We start from the raw sequence: 26,050 nt of genomic DNA, 5'->3' as shown, positions 1-26,050 counted from the left end.
GACCGGGTCGTAGCCGTAGCCCAGCGACAGACCGCCCGCAGCCGGGTCGTGCACCGCCTGCGGGCGATAGTCCAAGTCCAGCGGACGCTGCAGCTGCCGCCCATTGCCATAGGCCCAGCCGGTGGCCGGGCCGAAGGCCGCATAGGTCACGTTGTTCACCACGATCTGGCGCGCCTGGCCGGGGCGGGTGAGGCCGATCTGGCTGATGCGGCCCTGGGTATCGCGCACGTAGTCGGCCACGCTGCCGTCGGGGTAGGTCAACGCGGTCAAGCGACCCGACTTGCTGTAGGCATAGCGCAGGGTGGTGGCCACACCATTGACGGTCTGCACCTTGCGGGTGACCTGGCCGAAACGGTCATGGCAGTACTGGGTGCTGCCATTGGCGTGCAGCACCTGCCCCAGGTGGCCCTTGGCGAAGCGCTCGTCGGCGGCACAGGCGGCCGGCGCCACGTCATAGCTGTAGCCCACGTCTAGATTGGGGTCCGGATAGGCGATGCCGATCAGGCGGTTGAGCGCATCGTAGTGATAGGTGGCGGTGACGCCGCGCGCATCGGTGGCGGTCTTGCGGTTGCCGGCGGCGTCCACGGTGAAGCTGCTGGCGCCACTGTCCGGGCTGACCTGCCCGGTCAGATCACCGAAACCGTTGTAGGCGTAGGTGGTATGCAGGCCCTTCGGGTCGGTGACCCGGGTGACCTGGTCCAGCGCGTTGTACTGGCTGCGGATCTCCGCCGCCACGCCGCCGACATCCTGCAGGGTCTGCGCCAGGCGGTTGAGCGGGTCGTACTGCTGGCTGGTCACGCGCTGCAGTGCGTCGGTGATCGTCTGCGGGTTGCCGTTGGCATCGTAGGCAAAGCCGGTGGCGTGGTTGCCCGCATCCTTCAGCGCGGTCAGCTGGCCAAGCGTGTTGAACGTCCGCGCCAGGGTGCGACGCAGCGTGCCGCCAGTATCCAGCGTGTCTTCCTTGAGGCGGTTGCCGGCATTGTCCAGCGTGTAGTGGATGGTGTTGCCAGCGCTGTCGGCGATATCCGTCAGCCGCTGCGCGGCGTCGTAGACGTAGGTGACGCTGCTGCCGTCGGGCTCGGTGACCTGCTGCACTTGGCCGGTCGGCCAGTAGCTGATCTGGGTAGCCCGGTCCTCGGCTGTGGTGGCACCGCGCACGGTGATCGAGGTCGGCCAGCCGCGGGGATGGTAGGTGTAATCAGTTACCACGCCGTTGGCGTCCTTGACCGACAACGGCCGCCCGAACGCGTCGTAGGCCAAGGTCTCGACCGTCTGGCCCAGCGCATTGGTCACGCTGCGCAGGTCGCCCTTGCGATAGCTGCAGGCACCATTGGCCGCGCATCCCGCGTCATCCGCGGTGTAGTAGGCATAGGTGGAGACATCCGCCACATCACTACGCGGGCCATCCACGCTACGCAGCAGTCCCATCAGCGGGCACTCCGGGCCCTCTGCCTCACAGTAGGTCTGCGTGGTGACGCGGGTGTCACCGGTCACCATGTCGCGCACGGCGATGGTGGTCGGCTGGAGGCGTGCATTGCGCACGATGCGGATCTCACGGTTACCGACGGTCTGCTGCACCAGCCGATTGCTGTCCATGGCCACGCGCATTTCGCTGACGCGCTGGTCCGGAGTACCGGCCGCTTCGGTGGTGGTGGTCACGCTGATGGCGCCTGTGGCAGCATCGCTGGCCTCGGAATAGGCATACTGGGTGACAACGCCTCGGCGATCGGTCACCGACTGCAGCCGGCGCCGGAAATCGGTGCCCTCGGGCAGATAGGTGCGACTGATGCTGCCGTTGCTCTCGGTGACGCCGTTGACCTTGCGCGGAAGGCCGCTGGCGCCGCTGGCGGTCAATGCGTAGGTGCTCTGCTTGCCCAGTGCGTCGGTGACGATCGTGGTGCCTGCCAGGGTGTACTCCAGGCGCACGCCATCAATGCCCACGTCGGCCTGACTGCAATCGCCGGAATGGCGGCTGCAGGTGACCCGCCCCTTGGCGTCGTAGCCGTACCAGCTGTAACGCTGGTTGCCCTCGGCGGTAATGCCGGTCAGGTAGCCCGGGAAGCGGGCGTCCTCATAGTGATACGTGCGGCTGGCACCGTCTGCGTAGGTCGCACTGATCAATTCCCCGGCCGGGGAATAGGCGTAGCTCACCACGGGCTGGCCGGCGATCACCAGGGCCGAGATCAGCGAATCGTCACCCGGCGCGAGATACTGGACGTCCACGCGCCGGCCGGTTGAATGGGTGATGCTGAGCAGGCGGCCATGGCTGTCGCGTGCATAGGTTAGCGAGGTTCCGTCTTCGAAATCGCGGCGCTGCATAAGGCCGCCGGCATCGAACTGAATGCGCTCCTGAGCCCGCGACAACAACCATAGGCTCCCCTGTTGAGCCACGCGGTCCCCACTGCCATCCATTGCCTCATACACCGCTCCCACCTTCTTGAAGGCGAGCTGGCCACCCTCAGCGTCAATCAAACCCACCTGGACTTCCGAACTCGGCGGATAGCCCGTGTCATCAATGCCGAGCGTCAGGTGAATATTGTGCGAGTGCGTCCAACCTTGGCCCATGGCTCCGCCGCTGGTGCTGGTCAAGGAATGATACTGGCGATCGAAGCGGACCCACCCGAAATCAAGGTCCGCTTCCGGCTGAGACTTGTCGCCGGTGGTAGGGTCGCATGGATTACCGACTTTGCACTCCTGCGGCGGCAGCGGAGAAGTCCAGTAGGCCAGCAGCATTGCCATGTTTGGGTCGTCCTGCTGGATCAGGGCGCACATGCCCAGGTTATCGTCCCACATCATCATGGGGCGATTCATGCATTTTGCGGTTCTACTCCGAGATGCATTTTGCCAGAAGACCGTCTGCCTGCAGGAATTAATGCCCTCGAAATAAGTGTTCTTAGCGAATTTGTAGCGCTTGCTTTCGTTGATGACGCTACCGTCATCTCCCACTCCAAGCCCGCCAACCTCCTCCCAGGCCTCTTCAGTCATGACGGTGGCAGCGCACCGCGGATCGCTCGCATTCTTCGACAGGAACATGCTGCGGACGGCATCCTCCGTGGCGTACTTCTGATGGTTCTGCTCATACACCCAATCCGTGGTGACGATCTTCTCGGGCTTGACGCGATAGTCATAGATCGTCTTGTTAGGAAGGGCCCTCTGGCGCTTGACCTCCCAAACGAAAGGCTTATCGACCTCATACTCGGCGAAGAAGGCCCGTATGTCTTTCTGGACAGCCGCCTCTGTGGAACGGGGCTCTCCCATCGAGAAGTAGCTTTCCCATTTCTTCTCGATCTCCTGCGCCTGCACGCTGGACGTCGAGCACGCCAGCACGAACAGCGCCAGACTGATGAGCGAAGTGCCAGAGTTTGCCTTCAACATCCCTGTTCTCCTTCCTGGACGGACACAGCGCCGGCGGGAACGAGAACGTGGGGCAGCAGCCTCTTCACGTCATGCTTCGGATCGTCCCTGGTCCGGAATGCGGCGTGGCCGCATGGGGACGTTATCTCCGATGTGGTTTACACATTCAAGTCAAAAACTGTGGAATGAGTCGAATTTCAGAACTTTCTGATGCAGGGGGGGCGTGTCGGAAATGCAGCCAAGCGTGGGCTCGGCTCAACAAGGCGAATGCCCCAGAAACAGAAACGCCGGGCATCGCCCGGCGTTTCCGTCACCGCATGGAAGGGGTAAATCTCAGTACTTCCCATCAAACGCAAAGATCGGCTTGCGCTGCTTCCACGCGCCGGCAGTAAAGTCCGGGAACTCCAGCGTCTGGAAACTGTTGGCAATCGACTGCTCGCTCAACGGAGTGATCGCGCTCCAGGTCACTGCGTCGTAGATGTCGATCGGCATCGGCGCCTTGGCCTTCAGCGCTTCAACAAAGGCATGGATGACGAACCAGTCCATGCCACCGTGGCCGGCGCTGGCGGCGGTGTCGGCGTTCTGCTTCCACAGCGGGTGCTCGTACTCGTCCTGGTACTTCTTGAACTCTTCCCACTGGTGCGGCGGGCTGCGGCCTTCGATGTGGATCGAATGGTTCACGTCCATCCACAGGCCCTTGGTGCCCTGCACGCGGAAGCCCATCGAGTACGGGCGCGGCAGCGAAGTGTCGTGCTGCAGCAGGATGGTCTCACCGTTCTCGCAGGCCAGCGTGGTGGTGACGATGTCGCCCAGCTTGAACTTCACCTTGGTGCTGGGGTGGGTGGTGCCACCACTCTTGGCAACGGTGTACTCGTGCAGGCCACGCGCCTTGGTCGCGAAGGCATTGATATGGGTGAAGCGGTTGCCACGGTTGATGCCGGTATACATCGCGCACGGGCCGATGCCGTGGCTGGGGTACAGCTCGCCGTTGCGCTGCACCGAATGCTCGGTGCGCCAGCGTGCTTCGCTCCAGCCCTTGGGGCCGAATTCCACGCCGCTGTCGTAGGGCTGGTTCGGGTCGCCGGAATTGAATTTCACGCCGCGCAGGTCGTGCTGATAGCCGGCCTGCAGATGCACCAGTTCGCCGAACAGGCCCTGGCGCACCATCTGCAGCGCGGCCATCACGTCGCGGCGGTAGCAGACGTTCTCCAGCAGCATGTAAGGGGTACCGGTGCTCAGCTGGGTCTTCAGCACGTCCCAGTGGTCCTGCAGGGTGATGCCGGCCACCACTTCGCAGCCCACGGCCACGCCGGCCTGCATGGCGGCGATCGCCATCGGTGCGTGGTACTCCCACGGCGTGGCGATGATCACGCCATCAATGCCCTTCTGTTCCAGCAGGCGCTTCCAGGCATTGGTGTCGCGATCCTGTCCGTAGGTCTTCGGTGCCGGCTTGCCGGCCTTGGCCACCATGTCCATGGCGCGACCGAGCATTATCGGTTCGATGTCGCACAGCGCGACCACCTCGACATCGTCGCGGCGCACCAGCTCCTTCAGCAGCACAAGGCCACGCATGCCGGTACCGATCATGGCCAGGCGCACCTTGCGCCCGCGTGCCCACGCCGGGGTCTGCGGCAGCAGGCTGCTGGCGGCGACAGCGGCACTGGCCGCGATGAATTCCCTACGCTTCATGGCAAACATCTCTCCTCTTGGCAGCGAGCCGGCCGTAGCCGGCCCGCCGGGTCACGCAAACGGAATTACTTGAAACGGTAGCCGATGGTCACACTGTAACCACGACCGAAGATGGTGGCGTAGTCACTGGAGTCACCCAGGAAGCTGTTCGGATCGTAGAACGGCAGGCGGTTGAACAGGTTCTTGACGGTGAAGCTCAGGTTCCACGCGTCATCCGGGCGCCAGGTGACGCTCATGTTGGCAGTCCACCACGACGGCGCACCATCGCACTTGCTCTTCTGCAGGGCCAGGTAGCCACCGGTGCAGGTTTCCTTGTTGTTGCTCACCTCATCAACCTGGTCGGTGGCCCACTTGGTGCCGCCCACGTAGTTGACGAACATGCTGGTGGTGACCTGCTTGTAGGTCCAGTCGGCATTGAGCGTGGCACGCAGGCGCGGGTTGTTGTAGTAGCCGACCACGTCGCCGTAGTACCAGCCGTTCTCCGCGTCCATGTAGAAGCGGTTGCGGTTGGCGATGGTGGCGGCCAGGCCGATATTCAGGTTGCCCCAGTCGCCCAGCGAGAAGCGGCTGCGCGCATCGATGTCGAAGCCGTCGATCAGGGTCTTGCCACGGTTCTTGTACTGGCCCACGACGCTGGCCACGTTGCCGGCCGAATAGCCCGGCAGCACCGACGGGCAGCTCACGCCACTGGCCGGGTCGGCACACATGGCCGCCAGCTGCGCCAGGTTGGCGCGGTCGCTGTCGGTGATCGGCGAGCGCGACATCGAGATGATGTCTTCCATGCGGCGATAGTCCGGCGCGACGATTTCGTTGTTGCGGTAGATGAACCAGTAGTCGGCCGACACCGACAGCCAGCTCGCCGGCTCGTAGACGAAGCCGAGGGTGGCGATCTTCGCCTTCTCCGGCTTCAGGTCCTTGTTCGGCTGGGTCATGCGGGCCACGGTGCGGCTGCAGTCGACGTTCAGCATGTTCTTGCCGAGGTCGACATCACCCGGCCGCTGCGACTTCAGCAACAGGTTGGCGATGGCGTTGGTCTCGTTGCAGCGCAGCTCGTCGCGGAAGCCGCCCAGCTGGGCGAACACGCCGCCATTGCCGGACTCGGCCAGGCTCGGTGCACGGAAGCCGGTGGAGTAGGTACCGCGCAGCATCAGCTGGTCGAACGCCTGGTACTTGAAGCCGATCTTCGGTGCCACGTTGGCGCTGAAGTTCGGGTACTTGTCCACGCGCACCGCCGCATCCAGTTCCAGCTTGTCGGTGATCGGCGCCACGGTTTCGGCGAACAGCGCGTAGGTGTTGCGCTTGCCGTCGAACCAGGAACCGCCCTGCTGGGTGATCAGACCGTTGGCGGCGTCGGCGTTGCCCGGAGTGTAGAAGGTTTCGCGGCTGGCGTTGAAGCCGAATGCCGCACGCATCTCGCCGGCCGGCAGCTGGAACAGCGGGCCTTCGATCTTGCCGTCGAGGGTGTGCAGGCGGGTCCACGACTGGATGTCGAAGGTCGGGAACGCTTCACGGATCAGCGCGGCGTTGGCTTCGCTGATCTCGCCGAACTTGTACGCCGGATGGTCGGAGATGATCACGCGGCCGGTGCCCGGATCGATCGTGTACGGGCCGAAGGCCTTCTCGAAGCCCTTGGTGTTGACGTTGATCGTCTGGTAGGTGGTGGAGTGGGTGCCGGCGCTGGCGAACGCGGTTTCCCAGTTCCAGTCGCCCCGGTTGCCACGCGCACCGGCCAGCACGCGGTAGCTCTTGTCGGTATTGCGCTGGCCGAAATAGTTCGGGCCGGCATCCTGCAGCAGGTAATTCAGGCCGACCACACCGCCCATCATCGCCTTCATCTGCGGGCTGGCGTGGTTGTACTCGTTGTTCGGGCCCAGGAACGGGTACAGGAACTGGTTGACGGTGTTGCCGGTATTGCGCGAGAACCAGCTGGTCGGGTTGCCGGTGGTGGTGCCGTAGGTGCGCGGCGTGCCGCCGTTGGCGCGCAGGTCGATGTCGGTGTAGGTCGCCTCGGCGAAGATCTCGGTGCTGTCACCGACCAGGAAGGTGCCGTTGAGGTAGGCGGTGTTGCGCTCGGACTTGGCACCGGCGTCGATCTCGTTGTTCATCCAGGTTTCCCAGACGCAACGCGGACCGGCCGCTTCACTGGTCAGCACGTTCCTGCAACCCGGTGCAGCTTCCTGCACGCGGCGGCCGGTGACCGGATCGAAGGCGAAGTAAGTGCCCGGATTGAATTCACCCGGCTTGCTGCCCACGCCCAGGCGCAGGTTGTTGAGGTAGTTCGGATTGTTGACGTAGTACTGGTCGGGCCGCTTGTCGTAGAAATCGCTCAGCGGGATCGCGTCGCGGCGGTACATGTTCACCGCGCCGTAGATGTTGAAGCGGTTCTCGGCCAGGTCACCGAAGCCGGCGGTGATGCTGGCCTGGCGTTCGCCGTAGGAGTCGATGCGCGAAGAGGTGTCGTTGGTGAAGCTGACCTCGGCCCCCTGGAAGTTGCGCTTGGTGATCACGTTGATCACGCCGGCCACCGCGTCGGTGCCGTACACCGCCGAGGCGCCGTCGGTCAGCACTTCCATGCGCTCGATGGCCGCGGCCGGAATCGCATCGATGTTGACGAACTGGGTCTGGAAGCCGGCCGGTGCACCGTAGTACGACAGGCGGCGACCGTTCAGCAGCACCAGCGTGCCCTGGGCACCGAGGCCACGCAGATTGGCCTGCGAGGCACCATCGGAACCGGTGAACAGCGAACGCGCGTCCTGCTGCGCCGGGCGGGCGGCCGGCAGGTTGTCGAGCACCTGCAGCAGCGTGCGCGCACCCATGTTCTGGATGTCCTGCTTGCTGATCACCTGCACCGGCGAGGCGGTTTCCACGTCGGTGCGGCGGATGTTGGAACCGGTGACCTCGATGCGGGCCAGGTCGGTGGCCTTGTCCTTGCTCTCCTGGGCGAAGGCAGGAACGGCGACCGACAGCAGCACGCCGGCGATGGCCAGCGACAGCGGAGCGATCGAACGACAGGGGGGGCGGTGGTGGCGGGCGGGCAACATCGGGGTTCTCTCCTGGCAGGGGTGCAGCGCAATAAGTGAGCGCGTGGGCGTTCGGCGGGCAAAACGCTCCCGGGCCACGGCCACGAGGGCCGTAGTCGGAATGGGCGGGGGGAGGAGCGGTGTTACGAGGGGGTCATGGGGCGACGATGCTGGCGGAGTCGCCCTCCTGGCCGATCAGTACGGCATTGGCCCAGTTGGCGCAGACCTGGGCGGGTTGACTGCCCTGCGCACCCAGCGTGCGCAGGCTCAGGGTGGAAAGGCCTCGGATGTCCAGCTCCGGCTTGACCACGCCGGGTGCCTTCACCAGGCCGCTGTCATACAACAGGCGGTTGTCACCCCAGACCTGGAACTGCAGGCCACCGGCGGTGCGGCAGGCGTCGTCGATGCCGAGGTCGGCACGCAGCAGGTGCCAGCCGCCCTGCAGGCGCAGGTCGATGCGGCTGTTGGCGCCGACGCCCAGGCCACGGCGGAACTGCAGGCCGTTCATGCGCATGCCGGCGTCGCCACGGAAGGACTGGTCGGTGCGCACCTGGCTGGCCAGCGCGGCCGGCACCGGCAGCTCGGAGAGATAGCGCTGCCGGGCCGGTCGCTCCGGTTCCTGGTGTTCGAGGATGTGGAAGGTGGACAAGGCGATCGGGCCGACGTCGCGTGGCTGCAGTGCATCGAATGCGCGGGCGCTGCCCTGTGCGGCGGTGACCATCGGGTCGGTGCTGCTGGCGCCGTCGCCTTCGGGGTTCTGCACGCTCAGCACGCGGAAGCGCAGCAGGCGCCCGGCATGGGCCGGGAACGCGATGCGCTGCACGCCCTCCTTCAACTGCAGGCGGCCACGTGCGATCGGCTCGCCCCACTCGCCATTGCTATCGCCCAGGTACACCTCGTAGTCGCGCACCTGGCCGTGCTTCCAGTTCTTGTCGTTGCGCGGCGCGATGTCGATGCCGTCGATCATCCTGCGCTCGCCGAAGCCGATCACCCACTCATGCGCACCGGTGCGCACGGCCTGGTTGCGCACACTGCGGAACCAGGTGGCCGGATCGTCGTCGAAGGCATTTTCCAGCGCATGGCCAGGCTCTTCGGCCGGGCGGTTGACCACCAGCAGGCTGTCGGCCGGCAGTTCGCGGCCCAGCACCGGCGCAGCCGGATAGGCATCGTCGGCGGCCGCAGCGGCCACCGCGAAGTCCAGCTGCAGTTGCAGCGGCTGGCGGATGTCCTGGGTAGCGGTACGCACGTGCAGCGTGCCACGGCGCTCCTTGGCATCGAAGTACCAGCCTTCAGCCGCACCGTTGAACGCCGCCGCATCGGCCAGCGCCGGCAACGCGCGGCCACCGGCCTGCACCGCACGCGGCGCCTGGCGGCTGAGCACGCGCAGGCCATAACGGCGCTGCGCCAGCTGGCCATTGTACTGCCCCTGCACCGGATCGATCTGCACCTGCACCGGGCCACTGCCCTGCACCGGCGCCTGCACTCGGATCTGCTGCGTGCTCGACTCACCCTGCTGGTAGCGGCGCGTGTTGCCATCGTCTTCGTACAGCGTGTACTGCGACTCGCCCTGCGGGTACAGGTCGAACGTCACTTCATCCAGCGGCTTCTCGCCGTCGAACAGCATCGACGGGTACATCGGCAGGATCGCACCGGCACGCACGAACACCGGCAACGTGGCCAGGTCCACCTGCCGGTCGAGCTGGCGGCCGTCGGCGCCGGCCTGCACGCGGCGGCCATCCCAGTAGTCGATCCAGCCGCCGGCCGGCAGGTGGATGTCGCGGCGCCAGCCACGGCTGGCGGCCTGGCTGCGGTACACCGGCGCCACCAGCAGGTCGCGGCCAAGCAGGAACTGGTACTTGTAGGTTTCATCCTGCGCATGCGGGTCGCGCGGGTTGTCCCACATCAGGCCGCGCACCGGCGGTGCACCGGTCTGCGCGGCCTCGTGCACCAGCCCGTACATGTACGGGGTCAGGCGCATCTTCAACTTCAGGTAATCGCGGTTGATGCTGCGATAGGGCTCGTCGTACCACCACGGGTGCTTGCGTGCGTTCGACGACCAGCCGCTCATGCCCATCAGCACCGGGGTGAAGGCTTTCCACTGCAGGTCGCGGGTGAAGGTTTCGGCGCTGCCGCCGAAGATCGCATCCACATCGCCACTGGCGTAGGCCATGCCGGACAGGCCCGAACCGACCAGGGTTGGCACGTGCCAGCGGATGTAATCCCAGCTGCTGCTCTGGTCGCCGGTCCACGCTACGGCGTAGCGCTGGATGCCGGCCCAGCCCATCACCGTCCACAGGAACGGGCGCGAATCGGAATTGTCGAGGATGCCGTTGAACGCCTGACGGTTGGCGTCCATCGCGAACTGGTAGCCCTTGCCGGTCCAGGCCACGTCCAGCTTCTGCACGCGGCTGCCGGCCTTGCCCACTTCCCAGGCGATCTTGTCGACGCCGTTCTCGGTCCACAGGCCGGTGCGGAAGCCGTACTTGGCCAAGCCCTGCACGGTTTCCGGCAGCTTCTTGTACCCGCAGCCGTAGCCATCGTTGGGCAGGATCCAGCCACCGGGCATGTCGTGGGCGCGGTACTGCTTGGCCACCGAGTCGATCACATCCGGCGTGGTGCCGGTCGGGCCGTCACTCCAGCCTTCGGGCACGGTGCCGGGCTTCTTGGCATTGTCACCGTCGTTGTAGCAATCGGCATCGCCGTAGGACAGCGCCCAGCGCGCGACCATGTTCGGGCGGCCGGTCAGCTGGGTGTAGCGCTCGATCAGTTTCGGCAGGTCGGCGCCGACGAAGTAATAGGCATCGAAGCGGTCTTCGCGGTGCAGCAGCGTGGCCTGGTCGGCCTCGCGCAGATCGTAGCTGCCATCGCTCCAGGTGTTGCGCAGCATGCCCCAGCCACGGCTGCTCAGCAGCATCGGTGCAGGGCTGGGGCGGTCGCCCTCTTCCCAGCCGCCGGAGTAGGACACGTCCAGCTCGCGGCCCTTGAACTGGTAACGGCCGTTCTGCTGGCCGCCACCGAAATAGCCTTCATCAGCCTGCGAGGACAGCACCTGCACACTCTGCGTGGCATCCAGGTCCAGCGGCTGCAGTTCCTGCCACAGCGCGGTGGGCTGGCCGTTGTCCAGGCGTTCCAGGCGCATGCGCAGCGGCTGCCGCTGTACATGCAGGATCAGTGCATCGGTGCGCACGCGGATTTCCTGTGCGTCTTCTTCCAGCTGCGCCTTCACGTTCGCCTTGGGCTGCGGCAGCACGATCGGTGCGGCCTTGTCGCCGGCACCGGTCAGCGTGCCGTTGCGGCCGGCCTGCACGCGGATGATGTCGGTGGCCGGCAGTTCGATGCGGATGCGCGCGCCCTTGTCGGTCTGCAGGTCCCAGCCCTGCACGCCGTCGCCGCTGGCGCTGGCGGCAACCGAACGCAGGTTGCCGACCGGCTCGGCCTGGGCCGGCATGGACGCCAGCATCAATGCCGGCAACAGGGCCAGCATCAGCGGCGAGCGACGAACGCAGTTTTCCACGCGGACTCCCAACCCGTTCACCGGGCGTTTCGAAAGCGATTGGGCCGACTCTAGGGCAGCGATTCGAAAGATGTCAACAAATTGAAAGGAAAAAGGAAGATATATTCCATTGAAACGAAAGTTGTTGCGCCGCAATACTTTGTGTAATCGCTTGCAGACGCCTGTTAATCATTGTGCGATACGGCATTTGGCGAATTCTTGCGTTTTCCGACGTGCTCTGGGCAGAGCGAAGTCGGCGTCACATTTTCTTTCTTTTTACTTTCGCTATTTGACATTTCGAAAGAAAACACAGATGGTGCGCTGGCCCAACTGGAACCTCCGAATGGACGTCACCCTGCTTTCCGATGTGTCCGCCTGGCAGCGCCTTGGCGGAGCCGATACCGCTACCGAAATCGCCCAGCAGCCTGCGCTGTGGGAAGCCCTCGCACAGGACCTGTCGCGTGCCCGCGACCGCCTGCAGGCCTTCCTCGGCGACAGCCTCAACGATCCCAACCAGCGCGTGCTGTTCACCGGCGCCGGCAGCTCCGGCTTCATCGCCGAAATGGTGGCCGACGCGATCAACGCGCAGTGGCCAGCCGATGTGCGCGTGGTGCACACCACCAGCCTGCTGACCCACCCGGCGCTGTACCTGCAGCGCGACCGCCCGACCCTGCTGGTCTCGTTCGGCCGCAGCGGTTCCAGCCCGGAAAGCGTGGCGGCGGTTGACCGCGTGCGCAGCGACGTGGATGACGCGCGCTTCCTCGACATCACCTGCAACGCCGATGGCGAACTGGCCCGCCGTGGGGCCGGCCGTGCCGATACCTGCACCCTGCTGATGCCGTCGGCCAGCTGCGACCGCGCCTTCGCCATGACCAGCAGCCTGACCTGCATGCTGCTGGCCGCGCTGACCGTGTTCGATCGTTCGCCGTGGGATGCGCGCGTGGCGCGCCTGAAGCAGATCGCCGCGCTGGCCCGCGAAGGCCAGGCGCAGTGGGACGCACCGGTGGCGGCGCTGGCGCAGCGCCCGTTCAACCGCATCATCTACCTCGGCAGCGGCCCGCTGGAAGCGCTGGCACGCGAGTGCGCGCTAAAGGTGCTGGAACTGACCGCTGGCCGCGTGCTGGCGCTGGCCAACACCCCGCTGGGCTTCCGTCATGGGCCGAAGTCGACGCTGGATGGCAACACCCTGGTGGTGGTGCTGCGCAGCGTGCAGCCGCTGGCGCGCCGCTACGAACAGGACCTGCTGGAAGAACTGCGCCGCGACGGCGTGGCCGGCCAGGTGCTGGCGATCGGCCCGCATTCGGACATCGGCGCCGATGACGAATACACCCTCACCGTGCCGGCACTGGACGACCCGTGGCTGGCGCCGGTGTGGCTGGGCTTCGCGCAGCTGTTCGCGCTGCAGCGCTCGGCCGCGCTTGGCCTGACCCCGGACAACCCGTTCCCGGATGGCACCGTCAACCGCGTCGTCAAGGGCGTCACCATCCACCATGGCTGAGCTGATCGCCCACGCCTGCTACGGCATCGACATCGGCGGCACCAAGATCGAGCTGGTGGCGTGCGATGCGGCGATGCAGGTCACCTGGCGCCGCCGCGTGGCCACCCCACAGGGTGACTACGACGGCTTCCTGCAGGCGGTGATGGCGCTGGTGGCCGAGGCGGACGCCGCCCTCGGCCGCAGCGATGCGGCCATCGGCATCGCCCTGCCCGGCGTGCGTGACCGCCGCAGCGGCCGCCAGCTCAGCGCGAACGTGCCTGCACTGACCGGCCAATGCGTGGCGCAGGATCTGCAGGCGCGCCTGCAGCGTCCGCTGCACTTCGGCAACGATCTGCAGTGCTTTGCCCTGTCTGAAGCGCACGGCGGCGCGGCCGACGGTTACCCCAGCATGTTCGGCGCCATCCTCGGCACTGGTGCCGGCGGTGGCTTCTGCCTGCAGGGCCGGCTGCTGTCCGGCTTCAACGGCCTGGCCGGCGAATGGGGCCACTGGAGCGTGCCCGGCCATCTGCTGCAGCGCCACGGCCTGCCGCTGCTGGACTGCGGCTGCGGCCTGCAGGGCTGCGTGGAGCGCTATGTGTCCGGCAGCGGTGTGGCGATGATCGAACGCCATCTCGGTGGCAGCGCCACCGACGCCAGCGCAGTGATCGCCCTGGCCGAAGCCGGCGATGCACGTGCGCGCAAGGCGTTGGACATCCACCGCGATCTGCTTGGCCACAGCCTGGCCGCGCTGGTGCTGGCGCTGGACCCGCACGTGATCGTGCTCGGCGGTGGTCTCTCGCAGTACGCGCCGCTGTACCAGCAGCTGCCGTCGGCCATCGCTGCCCATCTGTTCAACGGCGTGCAGGTACCGCCGATCGTGCCGCCGCGCTTCGGCGATGCCGGTGGCGCACGTGGTGCCGCCCTGCTCGCCTGCCAACCCTCGTTTTCCTGATGTCCGGAGCCTGACCATGTCCCCGTTGCAGACCCTGCTTGCCTCCCACCGCGCCGGTGCCAACGTCGGCCTGTACAGCGTCTGCTGCAGCAACGAGCAGGTGCTGCGCGCGGCCATGCACGTGGCGCTGGCACACGGCACCGTGCTGCTGGTCGAGGCCACCTCCAACCAGGTCGATCAGTTCGGCGGCTATACCGGCATGACCCCGCCGCAGTACCGCGACTACGTCGGTACCCTGGCCGATGAGGAAGGCTTCCCGCGCGAGCGGCTGATCCTCGGCGGTGACCATCTTGGCCCGAATGCCTGGCAGAAGCGCCCGGCTGCCGAAGCGATGACCCACGCGCGCGTGCTGATCGAAGCCTACGTCGCCGCCGGTTTCCACAAGATCCATCTCGACTGCAGCATGTCCTGCGCCGATGACCCGGTGCCGCTGCCCGATGCCATCGTTGCCGCACGCTCGGCCGAGCTGGCCGAGATCGCCGAACGCACCGCCGCCGAACACGGCCTGCCGCCGCCGGTCTACGTGATCGGTACCGAGGTGCCGATTCCCGGTGGAGAAGCCTCGCTTGCCGAGGGACTGCAGGTGACCACGCCGGCCGCCGCCGCGCAGACCCTGGCCATCCACCAGCAGGCGTTCGACACGCCGCAGCTGCGTGATGCGTGGCAGCGCGTGATCGCGATGGTGGTGCAGCCGGGCGTCGACTTCGACCACAGCAGCGTGCACGAGTACGACCCGGCCGCCGCCAGCACGCTGGCCGACTTCCTGGAACAGCAGCCACGCATCGTGTTCGAGGCGCACTCCACCGACTACCAGCGCGAAAGCGGCCTGCACGCGCTGGTGCGCGACCACTTCGCCATCCTCAAGGTCGGCCCGGCGGCGACCTTCGCCTACCGCGAAGCGCTGTTCGCGCTGGCCGCGATCGAGGCCGAACTGCTGCCGGCCGCACAATGCTCGCGCCTGCCGCAGGTACTGGACGAGGTGATGGTGGCGCAGCCGAAGTACTGGCAGTCCTACTACCAGGGCGATGAGGCAGCGCTGCGCCTGCTGCGCAGTTACTCCTTCAGCGACCGCTGCCGCTACTACTGGGGCGAGCCGGCGCTGGTACAGGCGGTGCAGACCCTGTTCGCCAACCTGGAACAGCACGCGCCGCCGCTGGTGCTGCTCAGCCAGTACCTGCCGGAACAGTACCGCGCCGTGCGCGAAGGCGCCCTGGCCAACACCCCCACCGCACTGGTGCAGCACCGTATCGGCCTGTGTCTGGGCGAGTACGCCCGTGCCTGCAGCGCTAACCAGGCCGGAACCCGCACTCACCACGCAGGTTCGGCTGCCGCCGTTGCTGCGAACGGCTAATCTCTACCTTTCCCCGCGACACCGAGAATGGCCATGCGCAACACCCGCTCCCGCCGGCAACAGATCCTGCAGCTGCTGATCGAGCACGGCTCGGTGCAGGTGGCCGATCTGGTCGAGCGCTTCGGCGTGTCGGCGGTGACCATCCGTGCCGACCTGACCCATTTCGAATCGCAGGGCCTGGCCAACCGTACCCACGGTGGCGCCACGCTGGTGCGCACGCCGCCGCAGGAACAGGACATCCACGAAAAGGACGCACTGAACCTGCCGCTGAAGGAATCGATCGGCGCGTGTGCCGCGCGCCTGGTACGGCCTGGTGACAACATCATCATCGACTCCGGCTCGACCACGATGACCCTGGCCCGCCACCTGCGCACGCAGCGCGACGTGACGGTGATGACCAACGGGCTGAACATCGCCTGGGAACTGGCCAACGCGGCCGGCATCAACGTGCTGCTGACCGGCGGCCTGTTGCGCCAGCAGTCGCTGTCGCTGCAGGGCAGCCAGGCCGAAGCCAGCCTCAACTCCTACAGCTTCGACACGCTGTTCCTGGGCGTGGATGGCCTGGACCTGCAGTTCGGGTTGACCACCCATGACGAAGCCGAAGCCCGCCTCAACCATCGCATGGTCGAGCGTGCACGCCGTATCGTGGTGCTGACCGACGCCTCCAAGTTCGGGCGCGTCAGCCTGCACCGCATCGCCCTGCTGGATCAGATCCACACCATCATCACCGATGCCGGCATCGACGACGCAACCCGCGAGGGACTGCAGCGGCTGGGCATCGAGGTGATCATCGCCGAGCCCACCGCATGAGCGACACCCGTTCCCTGCATGGCCGCATCCTCACCCCGCTGGGTTGGCGGCGTGGCCACGTCCACTTCGATTCGCACGTGCGCCAGCTGCAGGTGGACGACCACAGCGGCGCTGACGATCTGCAGCTGCCGGTGATCCTGCCCGGCTTCATCGACCTGCATGTGCACGGCGCTGCAGGGGTGGACCTGATGCAGGGCGGCGACGTGGCGCGCACCATCGCCCGCACCCATCTGCGCTTCGGTACCACCACGCTGCTGGCGACCACCATGACCGCCGGCCTGGATGAGATCGAGCACGCGCTGCACGGCGTGGCCGCCACCATGGCCGCACCCGATGCAGACGCCGCCAGCATCGTCGGCGTACATCTGGAAGGGCCGTTCATCAGCCCGCAGCGGCTGGGCGCGCAGCCCAACCGCACCATCGAGGCGACGCTGGCGCTGGTACAGCAGCTGCACGCGCTGGCGCCGATCCGTGTGATGACGCTGGCGCCGGAGATCGGCGAGCACACCGCGCTGGTTCCCGCGCTTTCGGCAATGGGCATCCGCGTGCAGCTCGGCCACAGCGCCGGTACCTACGAAGAAGGTGTTGCTGCGCTGCAGGCCGGTGCCTCCGGCTTCACCCATCTGTTCAACGGCATGACCGGCGTCGATCACTATCGCCCGGGCATCGCGGCGGCGGCACTCGCGCATGCGCAGTACGCCGAGATCATTCCCGATCTGCAGCACATCCATCCCGGCGTGATCCGCCTGGCCGCGCGCGCGATCCCGCGCCTGTACGCAGTGACCGACGCGACTGCCGCCACCGGCATGCCCGACGGCGAGTACGCACTGGGCGAGCAGCGCGTGCACAAGTGCGGCGGCTGCGTGCGCCTGGCCACGGGTTCGCTGGCCGGCAGCGCGCTGACCATGGACCAGGCGCTGCGCAACCTGGTGCAGGTGGGCCTGGAGCTGGCCGATGCCTCGCAACGTGTCTCCACCTTCCCGGCCGACTATCTGGGCCTGGGCGATCGCGGCCGCATCGCGCCCGACGCCCGCGCCGACCTGGTGGTGCTGGACGCCGAACTGCGCCTGCAGCAGGTGGTGGTGGGTGGGCGCGTGGTCGATTTGAACGCAACACCAGCCTGACGCACCGTGCCTTCGTAGAGTCGAGCCATGCTCGACTGCTCTGCCGCGCCATGCGCGGTCAGTCGAGCACGGCTCGACTCTACAGAAAGCAATCCGCACCGAAACACCTCCTGGGATATGCCGATGACTGCACGCACCGCTCCGCGCTGGCCCGTACGCTACCTGCTCTTCATCGGCGGCCTGGGTGGCCTGCTGTACGGCATCGACATCGGCATCATCGCCGGCGCCCTGCCCTATCTCGAAGCAACTGCCAGCCACGCCTGGCAGCTCAGCAGCCAGCAGCTCGGCTTCGTGGTGGCAGCGGTGCTGCTGGGCAGCGTGCTGTCCTCGCTGTTCGCCGGCATGGTTGCCGACCTGATCGGCCGTCGCGGCGCGATGCTGCTGGCCGGCCTGTTGTTCACTGCCTCGATTCCGATCATGGCACTGGCTTCCGGCTACACGCCGCTGCTGCTGGGGCGCCTGCTGCAGGGCATCAGTGGCGGTTTGATCGGCGTAGTGATTCCGCTGTACCTAGCCGAAGTGCTCAGCCCCGAGCGACGTGGGCGCGGCGCGGCGATGTTCCAGCTGCTGCTGACCGTTGGCCTGGTGCTGGCAGCCCTGATCGGCCTGTACCACGCCCACGCCGTGGATGCCGCCGCCGAAGCCGTGCGTTCGCTGCCGGTCGCGCAGCAGGCGCAGGAACTGTTCACGGTGAAGGACCACGCCTGGCGCACCATCTTCTGGACCTGCCTGGCGCCAGGCCTGCTGTTCTGCGCCGGCATCTTCTGGCTGTCCGAATCGCCACGCTGGCTGGTACGCCGCGGTCGCATCGATGAAGCCCGCCGCAGCCTCCAGCGCGTCCTGGCCGCCGCAGACGTCGAGCCCACGCTGGCCCAGATCCAGGCGCCGGAATCGAGCAGCAGCGATGGCAAGCGTGACCCGCTGCTCAGCCGCCGCTACGTGGTGCCGTTCCTGCTCGCCTGCGTGGTGCTGGCCTGCACCCAGGCCACCGGCATCAACTCGGTGCTGGCCTACGCGGTGAACATCCTCAACCAGGCCGGCCTGTCCGGTTCAGTGGCCAACGGCGCCGACGTGGCGATCAAGCTGCTCAATGCGGTGATGACCGTGGTCGCGTTGCTGCTGGTCGACCGCAAGGGCCGCAAGTTCCTGCTGATGCTCGGCAGTGGTGGCATCTGCGTGGCCCTGCTGGCCGCGGCCGCGCTGTTCTTCCAGGCCGAGCGTGGCCGCGCCGATGTGCAACCGCAGCTGCAGGCGGCGGTCAGCGGCGATGGCCTGCAACTGGTTCTGGATGATGCGCAGTGGCAGCGCCTGGGCGCGGGGATCGACCGTGAAGGGCGGCCGATGCAGCTGACCGTCTCCTATGCCTACGGTGATTTCACCAACGTGCGCGCCCTGCGCAGCGACAACCTGACCGATCGCGAGCTGCGCATCGAGCGCGCCGGCACTGTGCAGCCCGACAGTGTGATTGGTGCGTTCTTCCGCAAGCTGCATCTGAACCCGTTCGCCGACCCGGCCAGTGCCGCGCAGGCGCCGCTGCGCATCGAACAGGCGCGCATCGGCCCGGTGCCGCCACCGGCACACGGCTGGGCCGTGGCCGCCTGCATACTGGTGTTCGTCGCGTTCTTCGCGGTCGGCCCCGGCGTGTGCGTGTGGCTGGCACTGTCGGAGCTGATGCCGAACCGCATCCGTTCCAATGGCATGAGCATCGCGCTGCTGATCAACCAGTTCGTGTCGACCACCATCGCCGCCATCTTCCTGCCCACGGTGGGCCACTACGGCTACGCCAGCATGTTCGTGTTCTGGGCGGCGTGCACCTTCGTGTTCTTCCTGGTAGCCGCGTTCTGGCTGCCGGAGACCAAGGGCAAGTCACTGGAGGAGATCGAGGCACGGTTCGCGGGAAAGCGGGGCTGACAGCGCCTGCACCTGGCGTCGGCCATGCCCCATGACATGCCAACGGGGTATGGCCCGCCGATGACGGTATGGCACGCCGATGGGTGCGGCACGCAGACCGGGTAGAGTCGACTGTTAGTCGACTGCTCTTCGCTCCAACACCAGGAACGCCGCGCTGCGCGCGTGAGTCCACTAACAGTCGACTCTACCGCTGCCATCACTTCCCGGTGATATGCCTGGCCAACGCCTGCGCCTCAGGTCGCTGGGCTGTGGCACGCCGATGGGTACGGTACGCAGACCGGGTAGAGTCGACTGTTAGTCGACTGATCTTCGCTCCAACACCAAGAACGCCGCGCTACGCGCGTGAGTCGACTAACAGTCGACTCTACCGCTGCCATCACTTCCCGGTGATATGCCTGGCCAACGCCTGCGCCTCGGCAACGCTCGGCAGCCCGCTCAACATCATCGATTCACCGAACGGGCCTTTCACCGTCGCCACCATCAGCACGCGACCATCCACGCTGATCGCCGCTCGTTGCCCCACCAGCGCCGCCGTGCCATCGTGGATGCGTTGGCGTGCTTCTGGCCGATACCGGATCTGCAGGCCGGGCTCCTGGCCCGCGTCCAGCACATAGCGCACATCGGCGATATCTGCACTGTCGGCAATCGGCGGCTCGCGCAGCGCCAGGGTCTCGCCCTGCCACTGCGCTTGCGTGCCCTTGCCATCCGCATCGACCGCGCTCAGGCGCACGTCCACACCGGGGCGCGGTGCATGGCGCTCGACTGTCTGCACTGCGGGCGTGGCGCCCAGCATGCAGCCGGCCAGGGTCGAGGCCACGCCCACCAACAGCGGAAGCGCCGTTCTCACTTCAGCTTCCGCAGCTTGAATGCCACCAGCACCTGCAGCAGGCCGTACAGCAGGCTGCCGATACCGATCCACAGCGTGGTGACCGCCACGCCGGCATACGGGTTGGCCGCAAACAACAGGCCCAGCACCACGGCCAGCACGCCGCTGAGGATCAGCAACCATTCGCCCTGGATCTGCTTGCGCACGCGGATCGCGAACACGATGCGATAGATGCCGGCCACCAGCAGCCACGCCGCCAAGAACAGCACCAGCACGCTGGCGGTGGCCAGCGGATTGATCACCGCCAGGATACCGAAGCCCAGCGAGGCGAGGGCGTACAGCGCCAGCCAGCCGCGGGACGCGCCGCTGCCGCCATTGATCAATGCGAACAGGCTGATGACGCCCTCGATGATGGCCATCACGCCCAGCGTCCAGGCCAATGCCATGGCCGCCGACAAGGGCCAGCCGATGGCGATGATGCCGAAGCCGAGAGCGACCAGGCCATACAGCAGGAGGATCCACCAGCTACGGCCGATTGCCGACAACAGGGGAGACAAGGGGGAATTCATGGCCACTCCTTCGATCCGGAACCGGGTTCATCGTAGCCCGTTGTGATGAAGAGGGAGATGACGGTGGTTCTGGACGGGTTCGTCTTGGATCGACGCCCCAATGGACATGAGCGTCAAGCACCGCGACTGTTAGATCAAGGCCTGCTTCGACTCTCATTTGGACTCCGCAACCACCCGGCCGGGGGCAGTATGAGTACCGGTGGTGGTGCTGTCATTTTCTTCGCACTGCCCAGGCCGGCCAAGTTCTGCGATGCAAGTCTGCTGTGCGGGTTGTCCCGGGTGTGTCCTGCACCACCACATTCACCGCATGACCCCGGGGATGGATTGATAAGGCCCTCCGAATCAGCGATATGCACGGCCCACATTCCAATATCAAGACAAGCCGGGACGCCATCCAACCAGTACGCCAAGGTCGCTTCAGGTGAAGCGCCGGCTTATCTGCTACTTGAACTAATCAAACGTAGCCGCCTGCTTCTTCCAGGCCAGCAAACATGTGCATCATGCCGTCCTCAATGCTGGAAGTATCCCTCCTCAGCACAACACCCCTTGCACGATCACAAAAAACGAACGTCAGCCTTGCACCGACCCTATCTCCGTCCGTCTTAAGAATGAAGTATGAACAATCTCCCTTGACGCGCGCATTCATGACGTCGAAAAATCAGATAGATATCGCCTATCAATGGGCACACCAACTCGCTCCGAGAAATCGATAGCCAATGAATTCTTATCTTTCACTCGCGCTCCCTTGACAGCCCTTACCACTTATTTAATTAACTTTAGTTCACCGAACCAAACTCTGCCAACAACACTCCACTCCATGGGTCGTCAACAGCGCTCTGGTGGTGCCAGACTTGGCTGGTAACAGAGCTGAAGGCATCCACGCCTGGCGACAAAGCTCAGATGTTGGCCCCCACTCCAGCGCTCGCTGCCGCACAAAAACGTGCCGTCAGCCTGGGGCTGCTTGCTGGCGTAGTCGTCGGTGTCCTGCTCGCTGATGATGGACAGGTTGCCGCCGATGCTGGCCGCCACCTTGTCACCACTCAGCTGGGCACCCCGCAGCGTGGTGTCCTTGCCACTGATCACGGTCAGGTTGCGGTCGGCGTCCACCACGGTTTCGACGTGCGTGGTGCCGTTGCCGCTGCCCTTGCCCTTGGCGGTGCTGGCCGACACGTACCAACCGGTCTGCGCGCCGATGCTGAAGCCGATCTCACCGCTGCCGCTCTTGTTCTTCGACGACTGCGTGTGGTCTTCCGCTTCGCTGCGCAGGGTGATGTTGTCCCGCGCGGCCAGCGTCACGTTGTCACCCTTCACCTGGCTGCCGATGATGTTCAGGTCACCGGCGGTGGCCACGATGCTGACGTCGCCCTGGCGGCGGATGGTGCTGCCCACCGCCGACTGGTCGTGGCTGGTCTGGCTGGCACTGGAACTGGAGGCGCCAATGCCGATAGGACGGACTAGCCCTCAACCGAAAGCACTAGCTCCGCCATTACGCCAAATTTTTCACTTCAGCGTCTGCCACCTTGGTTTTCAAGAATTCCTCATCGAGTCAAAGGATCCTGGGAATTTTAGACTAATGGCATGAACAAAAATCACTAAGAATATCTAAACTGTGTAGTTACAGTCTTATCGGAATTAATCACAATATCAAACTCCCTCCAATCCCCTCCCGTATGCTCCTTCATTACATCATGGAGATCACAAACCAAATCAGCACAACCCTTATCACCATAATCATTCAAAAATGCAGATACGGAAACGCCACCGATCGTGTAAAAAAATGAGGAATCAATGCCAAGAGATCCATCCTCCTCTGGAAGATAGCGAAATCTACACACAGCATCCGTGTAACCATTCTCAGCACTTGCATCCATCGCCCTATATAGAGAATCAATTATCTCGACCTGTCTTTCAACGCAACTCACAGACCACCGCCACGTTTATTCTTGGAAGTTCTCGAGGATATTTTGCCATCAGCATTGCATATAACATATAAAAGTTTCCAGCCTCGCATTGCCCTGCGATTCCTTGCAAAATAATCTATCAGCCGCCGCTGATCATGCACAGAATCATGGAAATCTTGCACACAGAGCCATCCTTTAGACCCTTCGAGCCCTATCCCTAGTTAAAACTCTCGGCGTGCATATACAAAACCACTAAGTGATGGCAAGCCCCTCAGAGGGCCTGAAACATACAGGCATTCAACGTCGATTCTTGAAATACCAACCTCCGAACTTGCTGCATCAACATTTGTCGCCACGACCTTTACGCTTTCCCAATCAAGATCAGTCGGGTCACGCTCAAGATAATAACGAATCAAAACCCTCCCCTTCTCGTCGTACCCTACAGCTATGGCTCGGATCTCCTGATATATCTCACCGAGGAGCGCCACCCTGAAGCACACCACTAGCCAATCCGGCAACCTATTCAAAAACATACCGCTTACTTCCTCGCATCCGGAACAATATGAGCACCATTTTTACTATAGTGTATCTGCCCCCTTGTTACGGCCTGTCCGGTTGTTCCATCAACGCCTATCGGCCGACCAAATTCCACAATTGGGTTCCCTCGTGAACCATTCCCGACGACAGGGCACTTTCCACTATGAACCCCAGCTAGGAGCTCAGACGGGTCCACGTCACTATTGAACATGTCGCGCAGCAGCGCGCGGCCGTTGCCGCCGTCGGCCCAGAACGCCCTGCCTTCCTCGGTCTCCGCCTTCTGGCTCAGGTAGCCGCCCAAGTCACCCACGCCCTTGAACAGCAGCTGCCCGCCCAGCTGCATCACCTCGGCGCGCTCCTGCATCTTGCGCAGGTCAACGGCCGACAGTGCACTGTCGGTATCAAACCCGGTCGCGGTCCGATCAAGACCGGCCAGGGCGCTTTCATTGCCATCGCGCACCACCACCGTGCCAGCGGCGATATCCGAGTGGGTGGTGGTGCTGTCGTTCTTCTTGGTACCGCCCAGCAGGCTCAGTCCTGCGCCGGCCATGCTGCCCAGCGGGTTGCTGATGCCACCGCCACTGGTCTTGGCGCGGGATTCGTTCTCGATGTCGACAACGCTCAGGCTGCCGGTATCCAGGCGGTTCTTCGAGGCATCGGCAGTACTGCCGATCACGCCGCCTTCCAGGTGCGCGTTGCCGCCCACGGTGATGTTGAAGCCGCCGCTGCAGCAACTACGCCACTAAGGTGCCACCGACCTGCGTCTGCTTGCTGGCGTAGTCGTCGGTGTCCTGCTCACTGATGATGGACAGGTTGCCGCAGATGCTGAAGCCGATCTCGCCGCTGCCGCTCTTGTTCTTCGACGACCGACTGCTGGTTCCGCGCAGCTGTATTCGCTCAGGGCCACCAGAATCATCTGAACTGATGAAGTGCCATCCGGTTTCACATACCTGCCGTATGTGCCAGCAGCAATCAACCCACCTCGAACATCCATCTGTCTTTTACGCGGACTCCCGATAACGAGGATCTTCCCGCATGATTCTTAGAACTTCGGACCAATTCCATATGATTCCTGGGATATGACTCTCGGGAACGATCTTCGCTCGCTCCGAGGAAGGAAACTCTTCCATAGCCCGCCTGCACCGCGAATAGAACAAATTAAAGCAGCTCTCATCGACGTAGTCGAGAACAATGAAATTCTGTCCCTGCTCATCCAGCGGGGCATAGATATCGCTTAGGCAGCACTGTTCGTCGGGCCGAAAGAGCATCCTTGTCGACTCTACAATGCAATCGAACACCCCACCCGAAGTGGACCAGCCAGCACCTGGCGGCCCGTTCCCGTCGCCAATAGAAATGTACATCGCCATAATTTACCTCAAAATAATAATTTTACCCTGCTGCTCCGGAGTGAGCATTTTTATCCAAGAGTTTACCAAAGCCTGATTTTCAGGAGCAAGATTCCTGTAATCCAGAGGAACCATATCCGCCTTGTTTACATGATCTATCAGCTGCCGCTGATTCTGCGCTGAATTATTGGAGAAGAATTTATTTATTTGAGTAGACTTTGTACCGTCTGTCCACATGAAATCCACGGTCTTCCCCGCATAGGGCCCACTGACAAATACGAAGTCGGGATTTTTACTGCCCTGCACCGGGTCTGTCCTCTTCAGAGTCCCTCCCAAGGAATTCTCTAACTGGACGGCCGCCTGACCTTCATGCACTGCAATTTTCCCCTTATCCGGATCCAAACCAAGCTCCAAAATTCTACCTCGATTATTGGAGCGGACAGGATTTATCGAGTTTAGACCTGTTTCAACATCTTTGAACAAATGTGTCAGCTCACGCCCAGCAGTCAGAGCCCTATTTGCAGCCTGGCCTGCCGTTTCTGTCGATGAGTTCTGCACAGACTTCAGGATCTGCTCGGATTGCAGCCCCCCCTTCTTTGCAGCATTCCCTGCGATCTCAGCACCTGCCGCGCTGCTCGACAATCGAAGCGTGTCTTCCGCAGTGGTAGCAGCCTTTGCCGCCACCAGGGCCGGCAGCACAGGTGCAAGCGAATGACCACCCACGTAGTCACCCATCACCGCATCGGCGGCTCCGCTGATGGCCTTGGTGCAACTGTACGGATTGAGGATGCACCAGCCACCGAACTCAACAGCCGCCGCCGCACCGATGCCAAGAGCAGCTGCGCCAGCCTGGACCATGGCAACGCCCTTCTGAGAGCGCGAGGCGTCGCCGTAGTAGCGCAGTGGCTCCTGGAACTCAAAGCGCCAGTCCTTGGTTGATCCGGCGGCGTAAGCAGTTCCCGAGATGGCAGTGTAGACGTCTTTGAAATAGCCGGTTTCGCGCCCAAGCTCTTCGCTGAACTTAGAGAAGTTGTCCCGATCGCTGCTGTCGAACGCGGTACCCCAGTCGTACTTGTTCTGGTTCTTGCGCAGGAAATCAATTGCGTCAGTGTTGTTTTCTACTCCACTCAGGTCGGACTGTATTTTCGAGTCAACGTACGCAGCCGCTTCCACAAGAAGGATGCGATAGGCCTCTTCCTTCGAGATCTTCTGCTCGCGGGCGAATTCCTCTGCATGGAAGCGGATCCACTTCACCTCATCCGGATGCAGCTGCCGATTGAACCGATCCCCGGTCACGGCAATGTTGGCGCCCGTGCTTCCACCCAGAGCCCCGCCCACCATCGCGCTGCCAACTTCCATCAGCGACTGGTAGTCCTCCCAGCTCAGGTTGCCCTTGTTGCTCTCGAGGAATTCCGAGATCGCGATCTTGGCCTTCTCCGCACCAGCAGCACTCACCGCGCCGTTCAGCGCATCCGCACCACCCAATGCGGCCATCGCCGCACCGGCCATGCCGTGCAGCAGTGCGCGGCCGTTGCCGCCGTCGGCCCAGAACGCCTTGCCTTCTTCGGTCTCCGCCTTCTGGCTCAGGTAGCCGCCCAGGTCGCCGACACCCTTGAACAGCAGCTGCCCACCCAGCTGCATCACCTCGGCACGCTCCTGCATCTTGCGCAGGTCAACGGCCGACAGTGCG

The 26,050-nt window shown here is 64.2% G+C and carries 15 protein-coding genes and 1 pseudogene; 6 read left to right on the top strand and 10 right to left on the bottom strand.

What is annotated here, in order from left to right; all coding sequences use genetic code 11:
- The 4 genes from AC5P78_RS20780 to AC5P78_RS20765 form a co-directional block, all read right to left on the bottom strand.
- On the bottom strand, positions 1–3,375 hold a 3,375-nt coding region (locus AC5P78_RS20780), incomplete at its 3' end, for an RHS repeat domain-containing protein (protein WP_495217352.1).
- Positions 3,376–3,687: 312 nt separating this feature from the next.
- A complete protein-coding gene (locus AC5P78_RS20775; protein WP_099523855.1) occupies positions 3,688–5,043 on the bottom strand; it encodes a Gfo/Idh/MocA family protein in 1,356 nt (451 codons plus the stop codon).
- A gap of 65 nt (positions 5,044–5,108) precedes the next feature.
- A complete protein-coding gene (locus tag AC5P78_RS20770) occupies positions 5,109–8,084 on the bottom strand; it encodes a TonB-dependent receptor (protein ID WP_005414779.1) in 2,976 nt (991 codons plus the stop codon).
- 133 nt (positions 8,085–8,217) lie between these two features.
- Positions 8,218–11,577 (bottom strand): TIM-barrel domain-containing protein, encoded by a 3,360-nt coding sequence (locus AC5P78_RS20765; RefSeq protein WP_049395699.1) that lies wholly within the window; start codon positions 11,575–11,577, stop codon positions 8,218–8,220.
- Between the two features lie 322 nt (positions 11,578–11,899).
- Here AC5P78_RS20765 and AC5P78_RS20760 point away from each other — a divergent pair, with 322 nt between their 5' ends.
- The 6 genes from AC5P78_RS20760 to AC5P78_RS20735 all read left to right on the top strand — a co-directional run bounded on the left by AC5P78_RS20760 (position 11,900) and on the right by AC5P78_RS20735 (position 19,181).
- Positions 11,900–13,054: an SIS domain-containing protein gene (locus AC5P78_RS20760; RefSeq protein ID WP_005411499.1), complete on the top strand. Its 1,155-nt coding sequence runs from the start codon at positions 11,900–11,902 to the stop codon at positions 13,052–13,054.
- Positions 13,047–13,985 (top strand): ROK family protein, encoded by a 939-nt coding sequence (locus AC5P78_RS20755; RefSeq protein ID WP_043034233.1) that lies wholly within the window; start codon positions 13,047–13,049, stop codon positions 13,983–13,985. Before AC5P78_RS20760 ends, AC5P78_RS20755 begins: the two co-directional genes overlap by 8 nt.
- 16 nt (positions 13,986–14,001) lie before the next feature.
- Positions 14,002–15,336: a D-tagatose-bisphosphate aldolase, class II, non-catalytic subunit gene (locus AC5P78_RS20750; protein ID WP_049395701.1), complete on the top strand. Its 1,335-nt coding sequence runs from the start codon at positions 14,002–14,004 to the stop codon at positions 15,334–15,336.
- A gap of 33 nt (positions 15,337–15,369) precedes the next feature.
- Complete coding sequence (locus AC5P78_RS20745; protein WP_005414783.1) at positions 15,370–16,146, top strand: DeoR family transcriptional regulator; 777 nt, start codon at positions 15,370–15,372, stop codon at positions 16,144–16,146.
- Entirely contained in the window at positions 16,143–17,270 is a 1,128-nt protein-coding gene (gene nagA, locus AC5P78_RS20740) for an N-acetylglucosamine-6-phosphate deacetylase (protein ID WP_088611081.1), read from the top strand. The genes AC5P78_RS20745 and nagA overlap by 4 nt, the downstream gene beginning before the upstream one ends.
- A 123-nt stretch (positions 17,271–17,393) precedes the next feature.
- On the top strand, positions 17,394–19,181 hold the full coding sequence (locus AC5P78_RS20735; RefSeq protein ID WP_235643393.1) for an MFS transporter: 1,788 nt from the start codon (positions 17,394–17,396) through the stop codon (positions 19,179–19,181).
- A gap of 376 nt (positions 19,182–19,557) precedes the next feature.
- Here AC5P78_RS20735 and AC5P78_RS20730 read toward each other — a convergent pair whose 3' ends face one another.
- The 6 genes and pseudogenes from AC5P78_RS20730 to AC5P78_RS20705 form a co-directional block, all read right to left on the bottom strand.
- Positions 19,558–20,028 carry a SecDF P1 head subdomain-containing protein gene (locus AC5P78_RS20730; protein ID WP_235643395.1) on the bottom strand — a complete coding sequence of 157 codons (471 nt, stop codon included), beginning with the start codon at positions 20,026–20,028 and terminating at the stop codon, positions 19,558–19,560.
- Positions 20,025–20,576, bottom strand: a complete 552-nt coding sequence (locus tag AC5P78_RS20725; protein ID WP_005414787.1) for an HdeD family acid-resistance protein — start codon at positions 20,574–20,576, stop codon at positions 20,025–20,027. The genes AC5P78_RS20730 and AC5P78_RS20725 overlap by 4 nt, the downstream gene beginning before the upstream one ends.
- 825 nt (positions 20,577–21,401) lie before the next feature.
- The gene (locus AC5P78_RS20720) at positions 21,402–22,016 is read right to left on the bottom strand and encodes a hemagglutinin repeat-containing protein (RefSeq protein WP_269474155.1); all 615 of its coding nucleotides are present in this window, start codon (positions 22,014–22,016) and stop codon (positions 21,402–21,404) included.
- A 682-nt stretch (positions 22,017–22,698) separates the two neighbouring features.
- Entirely contained in the window at positions 22,699–23,010 is a 312-nt protein-coding gene (locus AC5P78_RS20715) for a MafI2 family immunity protein (protein WP_138970010.1), read from the bottom strand.
- Positions 23,011–23,015: 5 nt separating this feature from the next.
- Positions 23,016–23,690 carry a polymorphic toxin type 50 domain-containing protein gene (locus tag AC5P78_RS20710; RefSeq protein WP_138970009.1) on the bottom strand — a complete coding sequence of 225 codons (675 nt, stop codon included), beginning with the start codon at positions 23,688–23,690 and terminating at the stop codon, positions 23,016–23,018.
- Positions 23,691–24,384: 694 nt separating this feature from the next.
- Positions 24,385–26,050 (bottom strand): annotated as a pseudogene (locus tag AC5P78_RS20705) (hypothetical protein); the annotation flags it as partial.

Source organism: Stenotrophomonas sp. YJH_SMC_133 (assembly GCF_059370655.1).
The sequence above is the reverse complement of the archived record's forward strand: the minus strand, read 5'-3'. Positions and strand labels throughout refer to the sequence as shown.